The organism is bacterium, from assembly GCA_035691305.1.
In the GTDB taxonomy this organism is placed as follows: domain Bacteria; phylum Sysuimicrobiota; class Sysuimicrobiia; order Sysuimicrobiales; family Segetimicrobiaceae; genus DASSJF01.
Genome location: DASSJF010000026.1, coordinates 36583 through 56293, shown reverse-complemented (window position 1 = coordinate 56293; position 19711 = coordinate 36583). Strand labels below are relative to the sequence as shown.

Below are 19711 nucleotides of genomic sequence, written 5' to 3'. Positions count from 1 at the left end.
GGCCTCATGCGTCTGATTCGCAACGAATTGCGTTTGCCCGTGGCGGTTCTGACCACGCTGCTCGCGTTGTACGTGCTCCCGTGGAGCAATCCGGCTTCGGGCGCCGAGAGCATTTCGACCAATGGGATCTTGATCCACGTCGACCGCTCCGATCCCGAAAGCCTTGATCCGACCGTTGGGACGGGCACCGCCAGCCAGGAACAGGGCTTGTTGATGTTCGATACGCTGCTCGCGAAAGACAATCAGTTACGGCTGGTGCCGCTCCTCGCTTCGTCATGGCGTGTCGGCGCGGACGGCAAGACCTACACATTTACTCTTCGCAAGGATATCGAGTTCCACAGCGGCCGCCACATGACATCGGCGGACGTGAAGTATTCGCTGGAGCGTCTTAAGGACAAGCAATCCGGCTCGCCGTTTGGCTACCTGGTTACCATCGTCGACCGTGTCGAGACACCGGATCCGGCGACGGTCGTCGTGCACTTGACTCGACCGGACCGAATGTTCCTCGACGTCATGTCGAATCCGGCGACATCGGTGCTCAACCGCGAGTCCGTCGACCGGGCGGGCAAAGAATTCGGCCGAACGGTTGTGGACGGCACCGGGCCGTTCAGGTTCGTTTCGCGCTCCTTCAACGAGCAGATCATTTATGAGCGGTTTGACAACTACAAGTGGGGCCCGGCAGGATACCAGAACCGCGGTCCCGCGCGTATTCGGCGGTTGGTGTGGCGTGTGGTCCCCGAACTCACCACCGCCGAACTGATGCTCGAGAACGGCGACGTCGATCTGTTCACCCACAGCACCGATCCGAGCCTGCTCGCGCGGGCGCCGGGCCTGCGGGGACGGGTTGATGTAACGCGGCGGCCGGTCACCGACACCCGGGGTTTGATCTTGAATACGGCGTTCCCCCATCTCAGAGACCTCGCGGTGCGGGAGGCGGTCGCCCGGGCCGTGGACCGGAAGCGCATCGCCGCGTCGATCCTTTTCCCGACCGGGACGCCGGCGGTCGATATCTTGCATCCGTTGGCGTACGGCTATTGGAAGGGGATCGAGCGTGTCGCTCCCGGTTACGATCCGGCGAAGGCGAGGCAACTCCTCGATACGGCAGGCTGGAAGGTCAACGCCGAAGGCTTTCGTGAGAAGGGCGGCGTGGTGCTCAAGGGTCTCAAGCTCATGGGCCTGCCGAGATATCAGGATATCGCCGTCGTGATCAAGGAAAGCCTGGCCTCGATCGGCATCGGCGCCGACATCGAACTGCTGGAGCGCGGACGGCTCTATCCCTTGCGCCGCGCGGGCGGGGTCGAAATGGAAATCTACAATTTCGAAGGCACGGCGGACGAATTCGATCAATACTTGCTCTCCACGAACGTCCCGGGGACTAATCCGTTCGGGTGGAAGGACGCACAGACCGATCGGTGGATCCAGACGTTCCATTCGGCCCCGGATGAGCGGGCTGCGCTCGACGCGGCGGCGCAGCTGCAGAAGATGGTCGTGGCCGACCAAGCCCTGGTTGTGCCGATTTATTGGATCACTGAGCTCAATCTCGTAAACAGCCGCACGCTTCGAGATTTTACCGGCGCCGTCTGGCTCAACACCGCCCTCGGGAAACTGCTCGACGTGTGGAGCATCCGGACGCAGTGACGGCCGCGGTGTGATGCGGAGCTACGCACTCCGCCGAACGCTGATCAGCGTCCCCGTTATACTCGGGGCGATGACGGCCGCGTTTTTTCTTCTGCATCTCATTCCGGGAGATCCGGCGCTCTTCATCGCCGGTGAGCATGCTCCCCGGCGCATCGTCGATCAGATCCGCGAGAACCTCGGCTTGAATCTGCCGCTTCCCATCCAGTATTGGCGGTTCTTGAGCGGCGTGCTCTTCCACGCCGATTTCGGCACATCCATCGTCACCGGAACTCCGGTGTTTGGACAGCTCGCCCGCGCGCTGCCCAACACGGTCATCCTCGCGGTTGCCGCGGTCGCCTGGTCCACAGCTTTGGGCGTCGCGCTCGGCACGGTGGCCGCCGCGGCAAGAGGCACCTACGTCGATCGCGCCGTGATGAGTGCGGCCGTGCTGGGTGTCTCGTTTCCCGGGTTTTCGATCGCGCTGCTGGTGCTGTTCGTGCTGGCGTTCAAAGCGGGATGGTTCCCGCTCGGTGGGCGCGGTCCGAATTTCACGTCGTGGCAGGGCCTTCGGTACTTAGTGCTGCCCGCGCTCGCGCTCGGCTTCGAGATGCTGGCGCCGGTCGCGCGAATGACACGGACATCTCTGTTGGAAACACTCGGCACCGACTACGTCCGCACCGCTCGCGCCAAGGGACTGCCGCGCCTTACGGTCGTCATCAAGCACGCTCTGCGTCCCGGGCTGCTGCCGGTATTGACGCTCTTCGGGGTGGTCTTCGCGCAGCTTCTGTCCGGTGCCGTCGTCGTCGAAACGATCTTTGCCTGGCCGGGCCTGGGACGCCTCGTCGTCGCCGCAATTCTTGTCAAGGACATGCCGCTGATTCAGGGCGTGCTCATGGTCAAAGCCGCCTTCGCCGTCGGCATGAATCTCCTCGTGGACCTCGGGTACGCCGTCGTCGATCCCCGCGTGCGCTACTCGTGAGCGCCGGCACGCCGCGCGGTTACTGGAGGGATGTGGCGTCGCGCCTGTGGCGCGAACGAGCCGCCCGGATCGCGGCGGCTGTGCTCGCGGTGTACGTGCTTGCGGCCGTGGCAGCACCGCTGATCGCGCCGTTCAATCCCCTGACGACGTCGCTGCTAGACCGCCTGCAGCCACCGTCGCGGGCCCATTGGCTTGGACAGGACGAAGTCGGCCGGGACATTCTGAGCCGGATTATTTTCGGCGCTCGGGTCTCGCTCGCCATCGGCCTTTTGTCGGTCGTGTTCGGGCTCGCGGCTGGCGGAGCGATGGGCGTTCTGTCCGGCGTTTCGCGCCGCGCGGACGCGATTTTGATGCGCCTGGTGGACATTATCATGGCGTTCCCGTTCATGCTGCGGGCGATCGCCGTCGTGGCGATTCTTGGTCCCGGGTTTGCCAACCTGTTCATCGCGATCGGCCTCGGGCGCATCCCGCCGTTTGCGAGGCTGGTCCGAGCCCACATCCTCACGTTCAAAGAGGAGACGTTCGTCGAAGCGGCCCGCGCCGTCGGCGCGACCGACGTACGTGTCGTTATCCGCCACATCCTACCGCAGACGACTGCGCCGATCGTGACCTACGCCACACTCGAAATGGGGACCGCGATCCTCGCGGCCGCGGCGCTGAGTTTCCTCGGCCTCGGCGTCAATGCGCCGACACCGGAGTGGGGGGCGATCGCCAGCTCCGGCCGGCAGTATCTGCGCGCCGCGCCGCAGCTGGTGGTATTTCCATCGCTGGCGATCTTCTTTGCGGTATGGTCGTTCAACCTGCTCGGCGACGCACTGCGCGACGCGATGGATCCGAAACTGCGCAACCGATGAGGCGTCTCGGCGGCGCGCAGGGGGTGAGGCCAGGCGGCAGACCGTGATGGCGCTCCAGACGCAGTCCCGAGAGGGTGATCAATGGCGGTAAACACGAACGACGAGATTCTCAGTGAGATCAAAGAGTCGGGGCACGAGTATTCCGTCATTCATCGGGTCGCCAACGGCCTCCCGATCTATCTGGTGAAGTACGGCGGCGCGAAGTCGCCGCCCATCGTCATCACGGCGGGCAGCCACGCTTCGGAGCCCGCCGGCGTTGTATCGGCGCTGCGGCTGCTGCGCGAGCTGAAGACCGACCACACGGTCTATCTTGTGCCAAACCGCGACCCGATGGGCCTCGAGGGTTATCACCGGTATCTTGCCTTCGCCCTCGGAGGTGCCGCGCCGGACTTCTCTACAAACACCGAACTGGCGGCGATCCTCAGGCGCCGCGGCAAGGTCGTCGTCGATGAAGACGGCCTGACTCTGGCCCTCATCGGCGACTTCGGGTTTGCGGCGATGGAATTTACGCCGACGGTGTTCGGCCCGAGCAAAGTCTGGCTCAAGATCAAGGCGCTGCTCGCGGAGCGTCCGGAGCTCCGCGAACAACTCGCCGGAAAGCGCGTCGTCGTTCCGACCAACCAGCCACAAAGCGAAGGCTGCGGCGTTTTTGAACGCGCCTATACGTGCCCGATCACCGCGGAGGGTGAGTTGAAAAACTTGAACCGGCTGTTCGGCGTGCCGTCGGCGCCCGCGGACATCAAAGTCGTGCAGGCCGTGATCGACCGCGTGCGGCCCGGTCTGAGTCTGGACCTGCACGAGGGATTTGGGGCCGGTTTCTACATGATTATCCCGCCGATTGCCGGCAATAAGCCCGCCGAGCGAATCGCGAATGGCATCATCGCTGAAATGAAGCGGCACAACGTCGGCCTGCTCAACCTGAAGCAACTGGCGCCGCACTTCCCGGACGGCGGCGTGAACATGTACGACCTCGGCGATGGCATCCTCGTAGAAGAGGTCGTCAAATCCGACATGCAGGAGACCCAACTTGCCTATACCACGGCGCGATATGGCCCGGGATTCGGCCTCGAGGTGGGGCGCAGCGCCCCGTTGCAGCAGCGGGCTCAGTACCATGTCTGGGCGGCCCTTGCCGCGGTTTCGGTCTTCGAGACACTTCAGCATTGACCCGGAACGGGTTTCGGCAAAGCGACTGAGCTGTTAAAGGAGGGGTGGGCATGCGCCAGGCACCAGCGCGGCTGATCGCGGCGGCGGTCCTCATGGTCCCGCTTGCCTTGGGTATCGCGGCCGGCCAATCGATCAAGCGCGGCGGCACGCTGAACGCGATCGTGAAAGAGGACATGCTGAACTTGAATCCCGTTGTAGACGGTGGCTTCGAAGGCGAGATGGTCGACGATCAGATCTCCGACAGCCTCGTCAACGTCGGGCCGCACGGCGAGGCGGTCCCGGCCCTCGCGACGTCCTGGACCGTCGCACCGGACAACGTGACGTATACCTTCCACCTCCGGCACGGCGTTATGTTCCAGGATGGTACGCCGTTCGACGCGGACGCGGTCAAGTTCAACTGGGACCGGATGTTGGACCCCAAGGTCGGCTATGCGGCCCGCCAGTACCAAACGCTGATCAAAAGCGTGCGCGTCGTCGACAAGTACACCGTCGAAGTTGTGACGCCTAAACCCAACGCCGACTTCATTGCCTCGCTGCTGACGGACGACGAGATCCGCTTCCATTCTCCCGCGGCGATCCAGAAGTGGGGCAAGGACTATGGATCCAAGGCGGCAGTCGGCACGGGACCGTTCATGTTCCAGGAGTGGGTCCCCGATCAGCGGATCGTGATCGTCAGAAACCCGCACTATTGGAAACCCGGATTGCCCTACGTGGACCGGATCGTTTTCCGGCCTACGCCTGAAGAATCTCTCCGCATGATCGCGCTGCGGGCGCGACGGGCCGACGTCGTGTTTGAGCCCGATCTCGCCGACGCGAAGCGGCTGGCGAAGGATCCGCGCTTCACGGTCGTGTCGGCCCCGGGCAGTACGCTCAACTTCATGTACTTCAACACCTGCAAAGCGCCGTTCAGCGACCTGCGCGTCCGCCAAGCGATCTCATACGCGGTCGACAGGAAAGCGATCGCGCAGACAGTGTTCCTCGGGTACGCGGAGCCGGCCTCGGGGATCTTCCCCTCGTGGCATCCGGCTTACGAGAAACAGTGGGAAACGACCTCGTACTCGTACGATCCCGCCAAGGCCAAGGATCTGCTCGCGCAGGCCGGATTCAACGACGGTCATCCGCTGACGTTTTCCCTTCACACGACGAACGTGTCCGAGTATGTCGACGAGGTGCAATTGGTCCAGAATCAGCTGGCGCAAATCGGCGTCAAGGTCGTGCCCAACGTCGTGGAGAAGGCGGCGCTCGCCGGCCTCTGGAATCCTCCGGCCGGACAAACGCCTACTTTCGATGTGGGATTGTATCGTCTCAAGTTCGGCAAGCTGACCAAGCAGTATACGTGGAATTCCTATTCGGCCGACGCGCCGTTCGAGCTCACCTGGTACAACCGTGCGTGCGGGTACAAGAACGCGGCGATGCCCCCGCTGCTCGACAGGGCGCTCAGCACGCTCGATCGGCAGCAGGCGATCGTCATCGATCGTCAGATCAATACGATCGCCATGCACGATGCTCCTCGGGTGCTGCTGAGTTGGGGCAAGAACGTCGACGTCGTCCAGTCGTACGTTCGTGGAATGGGAATGGACGTCCAGAACTGGTTTCCGCTTGAGACCGTCTGGCTCGACAAGTAGCGTCCGGGTAGGCGGCATCGGGCGGACCCGCGTCCCAGCCGCGGCTCCGCCCGCGGCGTGTTGATGCAACGGTACCTCGTCCGCAGATTAATCCTGATCGTGCCGGTGGTGCTCGGCGTCACCGTGTTCGTGTTCTGTCTCATACACCTCGCGCCCGGCGACCCGGTCGTGTTGATGCTCGGGAAGTTTTATGACCCGAGCTACGCCGCGGACCAGCGGCACGCGTTGGGGCTCGATCGCCCCCTGAGCGTGCAGTACGTGCTGTGGCTGAGTAACATTGCTCGCGGCGACCTCGGGCGGAGCATCACGCAGAGCAACGGCGTCGCTGCGTTGCTCGGGGAGCGCCTGCCGACAACGATGCTGCTGGCCGTGGGCGCGATGGGGGTGGCGCTGGCAATCGCCATCCCGTTGGGGGTTACGGCGGCGGTCCGCGCCGGTGCGCTCGCCGATCATGTGAGCCGTTTGGCGGCCATGGTCGGCGTCTCCATGCCGATCTTCTGGCTCGGACTGCTCTTGATCATCGTGTTCTCCCTGCAACTCGGCTGGTTGCCGCCCGGCGGCTCGGTCGACGAGTTCGGGTGGCAGGCACTCATTCTACCGTGTGTCGCGCTCGGGACTTCATTTGCGGCACTCGCGATGCGCATTACACGGTCGAGCATGCTCGAGGCATTGCGCGAAGATTACATCCGGACGGCGCGCGCCAAGGGTGTGGCAGCTAGCCGAGTCGTGTATTTTCACGCTCTACGCAATGCGCTTGTCCCAATCATCACGGTCATCGGGCTGCAGTTCGGTACGGTCCTCAGCGGAACCGTGTTGACGGAGACAGTCTTCAATATCCCCGGCATGGGCCGGTTGTTGGTCGAAGCTATCAGCGGACGGGACTATCCTCTGCTGCAGGGGACGATTCTAGTCACATCCCTGCTCTACGTACTGGTCAACCTCGCCGTGGATCTCCTTTATGCCGCGTGCGATCCGAGAATCCGATATGGGTAGACGCCGATGACCGGCGCGCCGTCGCGCCGGTGGCGGTCGTTGGTACGCAATCCGAGCTCCGTCGCCGGCGGCTTCCTGATTGTGGGGCTCGTGGTCCTCGCCGTACTGGCGCCTGCCGTCGCGCCGCACTCGATGGTAGGCATGGACGCGTCCGCGCGCAGTCTACCGCCGTCCGCCGGCCACTGGTTCGGAACAGATCAATTCGGACGGGATATCTTGAGCCGAGTCATCTACGGAGGACGCACGTCGCTGCTCGTCGGCGTGCTGAGCGTCGGCGCGGCCGCGGCCGCCGGTGTCTCGGTAGGGATGTCGGCCGCCGTCCTCGGCGGCTGGTGGGACGATGTCTTGATGCGCGTCATCGATGTGCTGATGGCGTTTCCCGACATCGTACTGGCAATCGGACTCATTGCCATCGTTGGGGCGCACTTTGGTGACCTCATTCTTGTCATCGCGTTCACGCGGTTGCCGGATTTCGCCCGTATGTCGCGGGCCCAGACGTTGCTGGTTCAGAGGCAGGAATACGTCGCCGCGGCCACCGCGATGGGGTCGCGACGGTTTCGAATCATGATCCGCCATATTCTGCCGAATGCAAGCGCGCCGCTCCTTGTGCTCGGGTCCCTCGCCATGGCCGGAGCCATCAATGCGGAGGCGGCCCTCAGTTTCCTTGGGATCGGCGTGCAACCCCCGCTGGCTTCCTGGGGCACGATGGTGGCCGACGGTCGCCGCTTCGTCCTGAATGCGCCCTGGATGGCCGCGTGTCCGGGCGTCGCCATCAGCATCGCCGTGCTGGCGTTCAACCTCGTAGGGGACGGCCTTCGCGACGCATTCGACCCGCGAAGTTAGGGCGGTAGCCCTCGGCTCGCCGAACCTGCGCAGGTCCTCGGTTCAAATTCCGATCGCCGGCTCCATATTTTCAAGGCTTTCGCACATGGCCTCGTCCCGAGCAACAGCGTTGCTCGCTTGCCGCCGCAGTTAGCGCCTGGTTACCTGATCTCTTTCCGGCACGTCCGACCCAGAGCCGGGCCGCAGTTGCACTATTTCCGGCGCTTCAAAGGCCTGCACGGCAGCGGGGCCCCCGCGCCACAACTCCACCTCCACCAGCGCTGACAACGCGCTCGGGCCCTGCGCGAGCTTCGAAGTCCCGATATCGAGTGAAAGCACATTGGGGTTTCCGTGGCGGTCGAGCGGTCGATCGCCCTGTCCCGCCGGATCGTACCACGCACCGGTTGCCATGACTACAACCCCGGGCGTTATCCCGGAGGCAATTTCGATGCCGGCGAGACAAGCGCCGCGGTCGTTGAACACCCGTGCCGTGTCGCCCGATCGAAGATCACGCCGAGCCGCATCTTCCGGTCCAATGCGCAGTTTTTCCCGCCCCGCGATCTTTTGACTTGTCGCGACGGGCCCCGGATCCATTTGCGAGTGCAACCGGTTGGGCGGTTGAATGGAGATCAGGTGGAGAGGGTACCTGCGTGTTTCCTCCGCCCCGAGCCACTCCTTAGGAGGCAGCCACGCCGGGTGTGGCGGGCAGTCGTCATAGCCGAACGTTCTGATCGTGTCAGAATAGAGTTCGATCCGTCCGGAAGGTGTCTTCAACGGATAGCGCTCGGGATCACGGCGGAACTCGGCGAAGAGCACAAAGTCCTCATCGGGCACGGGCTGCTCGGCGTATCCTCGTTCCCAGAACTCTTCGAAATCCGGTAACGCCACGCCGACTGCGGCGTTGGCAGCGCGCGCCTGCCGATAGATATGCTTCATCCAAGCCGCCTCGTCGCGGCCTTCCGTAAATGCACGCTCGAATCCGCCGCGCGCCGCGAGGTCGCGGAAACTGTCGAAGTCATTCCGGCTCGCCGCCACCGGGTTGATTGCCTGATGCATGGCGAAGATGAAGCGATCGCGCGAGGCGCCCCCCACGTCGTTGCGTTCCAGCGTCGTGGTGGCGGGCAGCACGACGTCGGCGCGGCGGGCCGTGGCGGTCCACCAACTCTCGTGCACAACGACTGTCTCAGGCTTCGCCCATGCCGCGCGCAGCCGGTTCAGATCTTGGTGATGGTGAAAGGGGTTGCCTCCGGCCCAATAAACGAGCCGGATGTCGGGATACCGGTCGTGCCGACCGTTGAACTCGTATTCGGCGCCCGCCTGCAGCAGCATGTCTGCGACACGGGCCACCGGAATCGCTCGGGCCGCGGGGTTGTCCCCGTGGTCCATCGTGGGAGCAGGTACGTCCGGCCGCGGATTGCCGACGCCGTTGATCGATCCGTGTCCGAACCCGAATCCGCCGCCCGGCAAACCGATTTGACCGAGCATCGCGGCAAGGGCAATCAGCATCCAGTACGGCTGTTCGCCGTGATGCGCGCGCTGTAGAGACCACGAGGCACTGAGCATCGTGCGCGCGGCGGCCATGCGGCGAGCAAGGGAGTAGATCGTTTCCGGGGGGACGCCCGTGATGGCGGCGGCCCAGTCCGGTGTCTTGGGCGTGCCGTCGCAGTCGCCGTTGAGATAGGGTTTGAATTTGTCGAAGCCAACGCAGTGGCGCGAGAGGAACGCCTCGTCGGCTTTCCGCTCCGCAAGAAGTACGTACGCGAGGCCGAGCATGAGCGCGGCGTCGGTGTTGGGCCGGATCGGGATCCAGGATGGTCGCAGAAAATCCGGACAGTCTCCCTGCGTTGGGCTCACAACGACAAAGTCACACCCCGCGTCACGGGCGCGGCGCAGCCATTGCGTCATCGTGTGTTCCCCGGCGCCCCCGGATGTCACTTGCCCGTTCTTGATCGCGAGCCCTCCGAAGGCCACGAACAACTTCGTATGCTTGACGACGTTGGTCCAGTGGGTCACTTTGCCCGCGACCGGCTCGTAGGAGCCGATGACATGGGGAAGCAGGGTCTGCGCGCAACCCCAGCTGTAGTTGCCGATCTGATCGACACAGCCGCCGCCCGAGAAGAGAAAGCGCCGCACGAGTGTGCGCGCGTGATGGAATCGTCCGGCCGAAGACCAACCGTATGACCCGCCGAAAATTGCCTGCGGGCCGAATTGTGTGCGCACGCGCAAGAGTTCTTCCGCGACAAGCGTCAGCGCTGTGTCCCACGACACTTCTACGAATCGCTCCGCACCGCGTCGGGCTCCGTCGCTGCCTTCGCGTTCCCGCAACCAACTCTCGCGCACCGCCGGCCGTTGAACGCGGAGCGGTGAATGTATCATGGCCGGGAGGGCGCTGAGCATCGGCGACGGACACGGATCCTTGAAAAACGGCTCGCATTTGACGACCCGGTCTCCTTCGACCACGGCCGTAAACGCGCCCCAATGGCACAGCGATGGTACTCGTCGTGTCGGCATCGTGCTTCGATCCCCGTCCGGCAGGCCGATCAAGGGCCCCCGTCCGCCGCGCGGCGCCGCGGGCGAACCTACGGGGCCAACGGCGCGCCTTCCAAGATGTAGGCCTTTTCGCCGTGAATACCCTCGTCGAGACCCGTGACTTCTGTGAGTTCCGGCACCTTCACCGGGGTGATGTGTTCGATCGCCCAGAGCATCCCCAGCGTGAAGAAGAACGCCCACGCCGCCGCGAGCGTCACGCTTCCCCATTGGACCAGAAAGAAGTGCGTGCCCCCGCGGAACAATCCGTCCACCCCTCCGGACGCGGCCGGATTCCACGCGGTTGAGGCCGTCAGGCCCAGCATGACGATCCCGAGGTAGCCGCCGACCCCGTGGACCCCCCACACGTCCAGAGCGTCGTCCCACCGCAGGCGATTTTTCAGGGCGACTGCATAATAACAGACGACGCCCGATACGATGCCGATCAAGCACGCCGCGGCCGGCGACACGAACCCCGCGGCCGGCGTGATCGTGGCCAGGCCGGCGACCGCTCCCGTCAGCAGGCCGAGGAAGCGCGGCCGCCCGGTGAGCAGCCAGTCCATTACCAGCCACGCGATCGCGGCAAACGATGCGGCGAGGTCGGTATTGAGGAAGGCCACGGCGGTGACGGAGTCCACCCGGAATTCGCTGCCCGCGTTGAAACCGTACCACCCGAACCAAAGCAGGCCGGTGCCCAGCGCCACGAGCGGGATGCTGTGAGGCCCCTCATCCGCGACCCGACGCTTGCCCACGTAGAGCACCGACGCCAGCGCGGCCATGCCCGCGATGTTGTGGACCACGATGCCGCCGGCAAAGTCCTTGACCCCCCAGGACGCCAGGAGCCCGCCGCCCCACACCATGTGCACGAAGGGGAAGTAGACCAGCAGCAACCACGCGGTGAGGAATAGGAAGTACGCTTTGAAGGTCACGCGATTGGTAAAGGCGCCCGTGATCAGCGCCGGCGTAATAATGGCAAACATCATCTGGTAGGCGCAGAACACGATCAGCGGAATCGTGTCGTTGGGCGACGGCGTCGACAGCGTTACGCCGCGGAGAAACGCCCAGTGAAAGTTGCCGATGATTCCGCCGATGTCGGTGCCCGACTTCAGGTCGCCGCTGAAGCACATCGAGAACCCGACGAGCCACCACAGCACGGTGGTCCAGCCCATCGAGACGAAGCTTTGCATCATGATGGCGAGGACGTTCTTCCGGCCGACCAGCCCGCCATAAAAGAACGCCAAACCCGGCGTCATGAGCATCACGAGGCTTGAACAGAGAATCATGAAGGCAGTGTTGCCGGTATCGAGGTGCAGCATGGCACCCTCCGGTGACCGACCTAGACGCAGTGGTTTGCGATGACCAGGGAGATTACCTTGCTCACCGCCGGCGCGCGTTCCGCCGGCGGCCTCGTGCCCCGATCGCGTGACCGCTTGGCCGCCGCCCTCCGCAAGGGGAGGAGTAATCGTATACGCCGCTGTATACAAGTCGGTATACTGCAGATAACGGTTCGATAGGAGACCGATGCCGCTGCCCCGCGCGAATAGAGTGACCGGCAAAGGCCGGGCGCCGCGCGCGCGCCGTTCGTCACGGCAGCGCGGCCCGAGCGACCAACCCCGCGGCGAGGCCGTGTACAAGACGCTCAAAGAGCGCATCCTTACTCTTCAGCTGCGACCCGCCGAGCGCATCAGCGAGATTCAGGTGGCCACAGAACTCGGTGTCAGCCGGACGCCGGCACGCGAAGCGCTGCGCCGGCTCGAGCAGGAAGGCTGGCTCGTGCTGGTGCCCCGCCAGGGCTATTCGGTGCGGGCGTATACGCTTGCCGAGGTCAATCAGGTCTACGATCTCCGCATCGCCATCGAACGGCACGCGGCCCGGACCGCGGCGGAGGGAGCTCCCCACGCGTCGCTGGCCCGGATCACGGAGGACTGGGAGCGGTTGGACGAGCGGCGAGGCGCGATGACTGCACTGGACTGGCTGCAGGTCGACGAACGGCTGCACCTCGGCATCGCCGCGGTCACCGGCAACACCGAGCTGGTGGAGCTCCTTCGGAGGATCAACGAGCGCATCCGGATCATCCGGCGCATCGACTATTCGCGCGCCGAACGGGCGGCATCCACCCGTAGAGATCACCTCGAGATCCTCGCGCTGATCCAAGCGCGCGCTCCGCGCGAGGCGGCGGACCGGATGGAGCGCCACATCCTGGACAGCAAAGAGAGCGTGAAGGCGCTGGCACAGATCTACTTCGTCCAGGAGCCGCGGTGATGGCGGGCGTCGTGCGGCAGCGGGTGTTCCCCCGCACGTATCGGGATTCGGTCGAGTCGATGCGCATCGCCGGCGAGGTGCAGCGCCGCCCCGGTGTACTCCGGGCGGGCATCGTCATGGGTACGCCCGCCAACCTCGGCATGCTCGCGGATGCGGGGCTTATGACCGATCCCGCGGCGGAGGCGAAGCCGGCCGACCTGGTGGTCGCGGTCTGCGCGGAGAGCCAGGCCGCGGCAGAAGCAGCGCTCGACTGGGCCGCTTCGGCGTTTACCGGCTCGACGCGCACCGCCGCGGATGAGCGCCGTCCCGCTTCGCCCGTTACGCTCCACGACGCGCTGGCCGAGATCGACAATGCGAATCTGGCCCTCATCTCGACGCCCGGCCCCTACGCGACCGCCGAGGCCCTCAAGGCGCTCAAGCGCGGTCTGCACGTCTTCCTGTTTAGCGACAACGTGCCGGTGAGGGACGAAGTCGAGCTGAAAACGGTTGCCGAACGCAAGAATCTGCTCGTGATGGGTCCCGACTGCGGCACCGCAATGCTGGACGGCATCCCGCTCGGGTTCACCAACGTGATTCGCCGCGGCCGCATCGGGCTGATCGGCGCCTCCGGCACCGGTCTCCAGCAGGTGTCCTGCCTGATCGACCGGCTGGGGGAGGGCGTCTCCCAGATGATCGGCGTCGGCGGCCGCGACTTGAGCGCGGACGTCGGTGGCCGGATGACGCTGTGTGCGTTGCGCCGTCTCTCCGGTGACGACGGCACGGCTGTGATCGTGCTCATCTCGAAGCCGCCGGCCCCCGCGGTCGCGGACCGCGTCCTCGCCGCGGCGCGCGAGTGCGGCAAGCCGGTCGTCGTCAATTTCCTGGGATCGGCCGCCGCGCCGGGACTCGACGCGGCGGTCACGTTCGAGGACGCTGCGCGGAACGCCGTGGCGCTCGAGCGCGGCGTGGCAGTCGCGATGCTGAGTTGGCCGGAGGAAGACGAGCCAGGGGCGCTTCCGGCGTACCGATTCGCGCCGGCCCAGCGCGACGTCCGGGGACTCTTCTGCGGTGGCTCGCTCGCCGGCGAGGCCAAGCTCGTGCTTGCCGCCGCGCTCGGCGACGGCTCCGCCGGCCGCGTGAAGATTATCGATCTCGGCGACGACGAATACACGGTGGGCCGGCCGCACCCCATGATCGATCCGAGTCTCCGCAACCAGTTCATCGTGGAGGCATCGCGCGAGCCCGCGGTGGCCGTCGTCCTGCTCGATGTGGTGCTCGGTTACAATTCCCACCCCGATCCGGCCGGGGCGTTGGCCCCGGCGGTTCGGGACGCGGTCGATGAAGCGCACCGCGCGGGGCGCGACCTCGCCGTCGTCGCGTCCGTGTGCGGCACCGCCGACGATCCCCAGGATCTCCGGCGTCAGCGGGCGACGTTGAGCGCGGCCGGGATCGCGCTCGCGCCCAGCAACGCCGCCGCGGCACGGCTCGCCGCTCGGATCGCGTCGGGCGGCGGCGCTTCGGCGCCGGCCGGGACAGACCGTCGCGCGCGCGGCGGTCATGGAGGCGCGTCATGACGGCCGGCCGGGCGGAGGCCCGCGCCGCGTTCTTTCCGGACGGCGCCCGCGCCGTGAACATCGGCGTCGCGGGGTTCGCCGAGCCGGTGCGCGCGCACGGCGCGTCGTGTCTGCAACTCGATTGGCGGCCGCCGGCCGACGGCGACCGTCCGCTCGGCCTGCTGGTGGCGCGCCTCGAGGACGATCGAGACGATCCGGCGGGGGCACGCGTCGCAGAGGCCAACGCGGAGGCGTCGAGCCGGATCGTCGCCGGGCGGCCGGCGTTGCTCGACGTCCGCCCGGCGATCGACGCCGTCCCGGGCATGACGCCGCGGACGCTGCTGCACAGCGGTCCGCCGATCACGTGGGACCGGATGTGCGGTCCGATGCGCGGCGCCGTGATCGGCGCGATCCTCTTCGAGCGCTGGGCCCCGACACCCGAGGCCGCGGAAGCGCTGGCGGGAAGCGGGGAGATCCGGTTCGCCCCGTGCCACGAGCACGCCGCGGTCGGACCGATGGCGGGTCTCGTCTCGCCGTCGATGCCGGTGGTCGTGGTGGAAAACCGTACCTTCGGCAACCGGGCCTTTGCCACGCTCAACGAAGGGCTTGGCAAGGTGCTCCGCTACGGCGCCTACGACGCGTCCGTCATCGCGCGTCTGCGCTGGATGGCCGAGACGCTGGGGCCGGCGCTCTCCCGAGCGCTGCGGCAGGAGCCGGTGGATCTCGCCAACCTGACGGCGCAGGCGCTGCAGATGGGCGACGAGTGCCACAACCGCAACGTCGCCGCGACATCGCTCTTCACCCGGGCCGCGGCGCTCGCGCTGGTGCGGACGAGCGCCCCGGACGACGCGGCGTCCGTCTTCGAATTCTTGCGGGGCAACGACCACTTCTATCTCAATCTGTCGATGGCGGCGTGCAAGGCCACGCTCGACGCAGCCCACGGGATCGACGGCTCGTCGGTGGTCACCGCGATGGCGCGTAACGGCGTCGAGTTCGGGCTTCGGGTGAGCGGCCTCGGAAACGCGTGGTTCACCGCTCCGGTGCCCGTCCCCGACGGTCTGTATTTCCCGGGCTACAGTGCGGCCGACGCGAACCCGGATCTCGGCGACAGCGCGATCACGGAAACGTGCGGCCTCGGCGGCTTCGCCATGGCGGCCGCCCCCGCGATCGTGCGTTTCGTCGGCGGGACGCCGGCGGACGCGGTCGCCTTCACGCGCGCCATGTACCGGATCACCCTCGCGCGCAATCCCGCGTACACGCTGGCGGCGCTGGACTTCCTCGGGACGCCGACGGCGATCGACGTTCGCCGCGTCGTGGAAACGGGAGAACTGCCGGTGATCAACACCGGCATCGCGCACCGCCGGGCCGGCGTGGGGCAGATCGGCGCCGGCATCACGCGGGCCCCCCTTCCGTGCTTCGTCGACGCGCTGCGGGCGCTCGCGCGCCGGGCCGGCGTGGAGGCCGCCGCGTGACCGGCCCCGCCGAGACGCCCGGCTCGCGGAGCCTGCTCGTCGCGATCGGCGGCAACGCCCTGATTCGGGACGGCCAGCACGGCTCGATCGCCGAGCAGATGGAGAACGCGCGCGAGACCGCCCGGCCGATTGCGCGGCTGGCGGCCGACGGGTGGCGAGTCGTCGTCACGCACGGCAACGGTCCGCAGGTCGGCTTCATCTTGCTGCGCTCCGAGCTGATCGGCGAGTCGGCGCCCATCCCCGCGCTGACCCTGGACATGTGCGGGGCAGACTCCCAGGGCGGGATCGGCCACATTTTAAGCAACGCGATGTCCGGTGAGCTGGCCGCGCTCGGCCTGCGCGACCGCGTGGGGTATCTCTTGACCCACACGGTCGTCGACGAGGCGGACCCGGCGTTCCGCGAGCCGAGCAAGCCGATCGGGCCCTATTTCACGGTCGAGCAGGCGGCCGTCAAGCGAGCGCGGGCCGGATGGCAGATGGTCGAAGACGCGGGACGCGGGTACCGGCGCGTCGTGCCGTCGCCGCAGCCGCTGCGCATCGTCGAGACGCCGCAGATCCGTACACTCGTGGACGCCGGCTACGTCGTCATCGCGGCCGGCGGCGGCGGCATCCCGGTCGCGGAACGGGCCCCGGGAGTATACGAGGGGGTCGAGGCGGTCATCGACAAGGATCTCGCGTCGGCGCTGCTGGCGAGCGAGCTCGGCATTTCGCTCTTGATCATCTCGACCGGCGTGGACCAGGTCGCCGTGCACTTCCGCAAACCCGACCAGCGCCTCCTCGACCGGTTGACGGTGTCGGAGGCGCGGGCCTATCTCGCGGCAGGGGAGTTCCCCGAAGGCAGCATGGGCCCCAAGATCCGGGCGGCCATCAAGTTTCTCGAGCGCGGGGGCACCGAGGTGCTGATCACGTCGCCGTACCGGCTGCCCGAAGCGGTCGCCGGAAAGACCGGCACGCGTGTGGTGCCCGACGGCATCCTACAGGCGAGAAGGGGGGAGGCGTGATGCTGAGTGTCCGAGCGGAACCGTACGAGTTCGAGTTCGATCCCGCGACGGCGGCGCTGGTGATCATCGACATGCAGCGGGACTTCGTCTACAAGGGCGGGTTTGGGGAGGCGCTGGGCAACGACACGTCGCTGCTGCTCAGGGCGGTGCCGCCCACCGTGCGCGTGCTCCAGGCGGCCCGCCGCGCGGGCGTCCTCGTGGTGCACACGCGCGAGGGGCACCGCCCCGACCTCGCGGATCTGCCCCGCGCGAAGAAGGTGCGGGGGCACCTCAAGACCGGCATCGGCGACCCGGGGCCGATGGGGCGGATCCTCGTGCGCGGCGAGTACGGGCACGACATCGTCGACGAGCTCAAGCCCGCTCCGGGCGAGCCCCTCGTCGACAAGCCGGGCAAGGGGGCGTTCTACGCCACCGACCTCGATGCGATTCTTCGCACGCGCGGGATTCAGCAACTTATCGTCTGCGGCGTGACGACCGAGGTGTGCGTGCACACGACCGTCCGCGAGGCCAACGACCGCGGGTACGATTGCCTCGTCCTCGAGGACTGCGTGGCGTCGTACTTCCCGGAGTTTCAGGCGGTCGGCATCAAGATGATCAAGGCGCAGGGCGGCATTTTCGGCTGGGTGAGCGACTCCACGCGCTTTCTTGACGCGCTGGCCAAGGCGCCGGTGGCCGGCGCCGCGGGAACGGCGCGCGGGTAAGCGGCGCACCGGTACGGGGTAGGATCAGTCGGGGGGGGGGTGGATGATGGCGGCTTCGGCGGGTGAGTTTCGGCCGCGGTTGTGGGTGCCCGGCGACTGGAACGCGTTCTTCGGCCTCGGGACGAACGTCATCCTCAATGTCATCGTGCTGAGCAGCCTGGTGCTCGGCGTGATCAAACTGCCGGAGGGGATCGTGTTCGGCCGGATCCTCCCGGCGCTCGGCATCGCGCTGCCGCTCGGCAACATCTTCTACGCGTACCTGGCCTACCGGCTCGCGCGTACGGAGCGGCGCAGCGACGTCGCGGCGATGCCCTACGGGCCGAGCGTGCCGCACATGTTCATCGTGGTGTTCGTCATCATGCTGCCGATCGTGCTGGCGACCCACGATCCGATCAAGGCCTGGACCGCCGGCCTTGCGTGGGCGTTCATCATCGGCGTGATCATCCTGATCGGCGCCTTCATCGGGCCCTCGATCCGCGCGTTCACGCCGCGGGCGGCGATGCTGGGGACGCTCGCCGGAATCTCGATCGTCTTCATCTCCATGCGGCCGGCGTTTCAGATGTGGGAAGTCCCCTGGATCGGCTTCATCGCCTTCGCCATCATCCTGGTGAGCTGGGTCGCCAACGTGCGCCTGCCGTTCAACATCCCCGGCGGGCTGGCGGCGGTCGTCGTCGGCACGGCGGTGGGATGGATCGCCCAACTCCTGGGATGGACGGGGATCCTGGTGCCGTCCGCCGTCGGCGAGTCGTTCCGGCAGTTCGGCCTGCATCTCCCGGCGGCCGACGGGAAAGTGCTGAGCGGTCTGCGGGACATGGGCCCGCTGCTGGCGACGGCGATTCCGCTCGGCGTCTACAACTTCACCGAGGGCATGAACAACGTGGAAAGCGCGTCCGCCGCCGGCGACAGCTACAACCTGCGCTCCATCCTGCTGGCGGACGGTTTCGGCGCGATCATCGGGTCGTTTCTCGGCAGCCCGTTCCCCCCCGCCGTCTACATCGGACACCCCGGCTGGAAGGCCGTGGGCGGCCGCATCGGGTACTCGCTGGCGACGGGCTTCGTGGTGGCGGGCGTGGTGTTCTTCGGCCTCGTGGCGCTGCTGCTTGCCGTGATCCCGATTCAGGCCCTGCTGCCGATTCTGTTGTTCATCGGGTTGGTGATCGGCGCTCAGGCCTTCCAGACGACGCCGGCGCGGCACGCTCCGGCGGTTGTGCTTGCCCTGCTGCCGAACGTCGCGCTGTGGGCGAAGGGATTGGTGGACGACGCGCTCGGCGCGGCCGGCACCGATGCGATCAAGCTGGGCCTCGACAAGCCGGGCGCCGGGGACATCTACCACGGGATGGCGCTGTTCGCGGGCGGGGCGGTGCTCGCGGGCATGGTGCTCGGCGCGATCGCGGCGTTCGTCATCGACCGCCAGTTCGTCAAGGCGATCGTGACGACGCTGGCCGGCGCGGTCCTGTCGTTCTTCGGGCTGATCAACTCGATTGGTCCCGTGGGATTAAACATGTCGCCGCAGGTCACCCTGGGCTACCTCTTCATGGCCGTTACGTTCACGGTGGCCGCCTGGCACGCGGGACAGCTGAGCACCGAGGGAATGCGAAACCTCCGCGAGGTGCCGGCGCCGGCTTCCGCGCCCGGCGGTGGCAATGGCGGTTGAGCTGTTCGTCAACGGGACGCTGATGCGGGGCCTCGCCCTTCACGGCAACCTCGACGGGGCCGTGTTTCTGGGCGAGGCCCGCACGGCCCCGATCTACCGGCTGTACTCGATCGGCGACCGGCACCCCGGCATGTTCGAAACCTCCGAGGGCGGGGTGTCCGTGTCGGGAGAGTTGTATCGCGTGACCGAGGACCTCTGCCGGCGGATCGAGGCGGGAGAGCCCCCCGGTTTGTACCGCGGGGAGGTCGTGCTCGAAGACGGGCGGCGGGTGGCGGGCATCCTCTACCCGCGCGCACTGGCCGAGGCGGGACACCGTGACATCTCGTCCTACGGCGGGTGGCGCGCGTACGCCGCGGCCACTTTGAACCGCGTGGAGGGACCGGCCTCCCGGCGATCCATCGAGACGTGAGCCGCCCGCCGGTGCGTTATGCCCGGCATCGACAGCAATAGCTTCGTAATGCCGCAAGTCGTCGTGCCGATCTGACCGCCGGCTCTTTACGGGCCGTCCA

General features: G+C 66.5%; 16 protein-coding genes. 14 read left to right on the top strand and 2 right to left on the bottom strand.

Annotation, left to right across the window (positions count from 1 at the left end; translation table 11 throughout):
- The first annotated feature begins 6 nt into the window (after positions 1 to 6).
- The 7 genes from VFL28_04410 to VFL28_04380 all read left to right on the top strand — a co-directional run bounded on the left by VFL28_04410 (position 7) and on the right by VFL28_04380 (position 8075).
- Positions 7 to 1638 (top strand): ABC transporter substrate-binding protein, encoded by a 1632-nt coding sequence (locus tag VFL28_04410; GenBank protein HET7263888.1) that lies wholly within the window; start codon positions 7 to 9, stop codon positions 1636 to 1638.
- Between the two features lie 13 nt (positions 1639 to 1651).
- A complete protein-coding gene (locus VFL28_04405) occupies positions 1652 to 2596 on the top strand; it encodes an ABC transporter permease (protein ID HET7263887.1) in 945 nt (314 codons plus the stop codon).
- Between the two features lie 32 nt (positions 2597 to 2628).
- Positions 2629 to 3450 carry an ABC transporter permease gene (locus tag VFL28_04400; protein HET7263886.1) on the top strand — a complete coding sequence of 274 codons (822 nt, stop codon included), beginning with the start codon at positions 2629 to 2631 and terminating at the stop codon, positions 3448 to 3450.
- A 183-nt stretch (positions 3451 to 3633) separates the two neighbouring features.
- The gene (locus tag VFL28_04395; protein HET7263885.1) at positions 3634 to 4614 is read left to right on the top strand and encodes a hypothetical protein; all 981 of its coding nucleotides are present in this window, start codon (positions 3634 to 3636) and stop codon (positions 4612 to 4614) included.
- A 50-nt stretch (positions 4615 to 4664) separates the two neighbouring features.
- A complete protein-coding gene (locus tag VFL28_04390; protein HET7263884.1) occupies positions 4665 to 6239 on the top strand; it encodes an ABC transporter substrate-binding protein in 1575 nt (524 codons plus the stop codon).
- Positions 6240 to 6302: 63 nt separating this feature from the next.
- The gene (locus VFL28_04385) at positions 6303 to 7232 is read left to right on the top strand and encodes an ABC transporter permease (protein ID HET7263883.1); all 930 of its coding nucleotides are present in this window, start codon (positions 6303 to 6305) and stop codon (positions 7230 to 7232) included.
- 6 nt (positions 7233 to 7238) lie between these two features.
- A complete protein-coding gene (locus VFL28_04380) occupies positions 7239 to 8075 on the top strand; it encodes an ABC transporter permease (protein HET7263882.1) in 837 nt (278 codons plus the stop codon).
- 129 nt (positions 8076 to 8204) lie between these two features.
- On the opposite strand, the gene VFL28_04375 is transcribed toward VFL28_04380, so the two are convergent.
- Both VFL28_04375 and VFL28_04370 read right to left on the bottom strand, forming a co-directional pair.
- Positions 8205 to 10565: a molybdopterin guanine dinucleotide-containing S/N-oxide reductase gene (locus VFL28_04375; GenBank protein HET7263881.1), complete on the bottom strand. Its 2361-nt coding sequence runs from the start codon at positions 10563 to 10565 to the stop codon at positions 8205 to 8207.
- 68 nt (positions 10566 to 10633) lie between these two features.
- Complete coding sequence (locus tag VFL28_04370; GenBank protein ID HET7263880.1) at positions 10634 to 11896, bottom strand: ammonium transporter; 1263 nt, start codon at positions 11894 to 11896, stop codon at positions 10634 to 10636.
- A gap of 205 nt (positions 11897 to 12101) precedes the next feature.
- Here VFL28_04370 and VFL28_04365 point away from each other — a divergent pair, with 205 nt between their 5' ends.
- The 7 genes from VFL28_04365 to VFL28_04335 are packed head-to-tail and all read left to right on the top strand — an operon-like array spanning position 12102 to position 19611.
- Positions 12102 to 12842 (top strand): GntR family transcriptional regulator, encoded by a 741-nt coding sequence (locus VFL28_04365; protein HET7263879.1) that lies wholly within the window; start codon positions 12102 to 12104, stop codon positions 12840 to 12842.
- On the top strand, positions 12842 to 14395 hold the full coding sequence (gene fdrA, locus VFL28_04360) for an acyl-CoA synthetase FdrA (protein HET7263878.1): 1554 nt from the start codon (positions 12842 to 12844) through the stop codon (positions 14393 to 14395). Before VFL28_04365 ends, fdrA begins: the two co-directional genes overlap by 1 nt.
- Positions 14392 to 15846: a DUF1116 domain-containing protein gene (locus VFL28_04355; GenBank protein HET7263877.1), complete on the top strand. Its 1455-nt coding sequence runs from the start codon at positions 14392 to 14394 to the stop codon at positions 15844 to 15846. The genes fdrA and VFL28_04355 overlap by 4 nt, the downstream gene beginning before the upstream one ends.
- A complete protein-coding gene (arcC, locus tag VFL28_04350; GenBank protein ID HET7263876.1) occupies positions 15843 to 16847 on the top strand; it encodes a carbamate kinase in 1005 nt (334 codons plus the stop codon). Before VFL28_04355 ends, arcC begins: the two co-directional genes overlap by 4 nt.
- Entirely contained in the window at positions 16847 to 17548 is a 702-nt protein-coding gene (locus VFL28_04345; GenBank protein ID HET7263875.1) for a cysteine hydrolase, read from the top strand. The genes arcC and VFL28_04345 overlap by 1 nt, the downstream gene beginning before the upstream one ends.
- A gap of 43 nt (positions 17549 to 17591) precedes the next feature.
- Positions 17592 to 19202: a regulator gene (locus VFL28_04340; GenBank protein ID HET7263874.1), complete on the top strand. Its 1611-nt coding sequence runs from the start codon at positions 17592 to 17594 to the stop codon at positions 19200 to 19202.
- Positions 19192 to 19611, top strand: coding sequence for a gamma-glutamylcyclotransferase (locus VFL28_04335; protein ID HET7263873.1), 420 nt, complete (start codon positions 19192 to 19194; stop codon positions 19609 to 19611). Before VFL28_04340 ends, VFL28_04335 begins: the two co-directional genes overlap by 11 nt.
- Positions 19612 to 19711: the final 100 nt, after the last annotated feature.

Coding starts and splice junctions, on each gene's coding strand:
- VFL28_04335 (HET7263873.1), top strand. CDS start 19,192: ATGGCGGTTGAGCTGTTCGTCAACGGGACGCTGATGCGGGGCCTCGCC.
- VFL28_04375 (HET7263881.1), bottom strand. CDS start 10,565: ATGCCGACACGACGAGTACCATCGCTGTGCCATTGGGGCGCGTTTACG.
- VFL28_04385 (HET7263883.1), top strand. CDS start 6,303: ATGCAACGGTACCTCGTCCGCAGATTAATCCTGATCGTGCCGGTGGTG.
- VFL28_04355 (HET7263877.1), top strand. CDS start 14,392: ATGACGGCCGGCCGGGCGGAGGCCCGCGCCGCGTTCTTTCCGGACGGC.
- VFL28_04410 (HET7263888.1), top strand. CDS start 7: ATGCGTCTGATTCGCAACGAATTGCGTTTGCCCGTGGCGGTTCTGACC.
- VFL28_04390 (HET7263884.1), top strand. CDS start 4,665: ATGCGCCAGGCACCAGCGCGGCTGATCGCGGCGGCGGTCCTCATGGTC.
- VFL28_04365 (HET7263879.1), top strand. CDS start 12,102: ATGCCGCTGCCCCGCGCGAATAGAGTGACCGGCAAAGGCCGGGCGCCG.
- VFL28_04370 (HET7263880.1), bottom strand. CDS start 11,896: ATGCTGCACCTCGATACCGGCAACACTGCCTTCATGATTCTCTGTTCA.
- VFL28_04405 (HET7263887.1), top strand. CDS start 1,652: ATGCGGAGCTACGCACTCCGCCGAACGCTGATCAGCGTCCCCGTTATA.
- fdrA (HET7263878.1), top strand. CDS start 12,842: ATGGCGGGCGTCGTGCGGCAGCGGGTGTTCCCCCGCACGTATCGGGAT.
- VFL28_04380 (HET7263882.1), top strand. CDS start 7,239: ATGACCGGCGCGCCGTCGCGCCGGTGGCGGTCGTTGGTACGCAATCCG.
- VFL28_04345 (HET7263875.1), top strand. CDS start 16,847: ATGCTGAGTGTCCGAGCGGAACCGTACGAGTTCGAGTTCGATCCCGCG.
- VFL28_04340 (HET7263874.1), top strand. CDS start 17,592: ATGATGGCGGCTTCGGCGGGTGAGTTTCGGCCGCGGTTGTGGGTGCCC.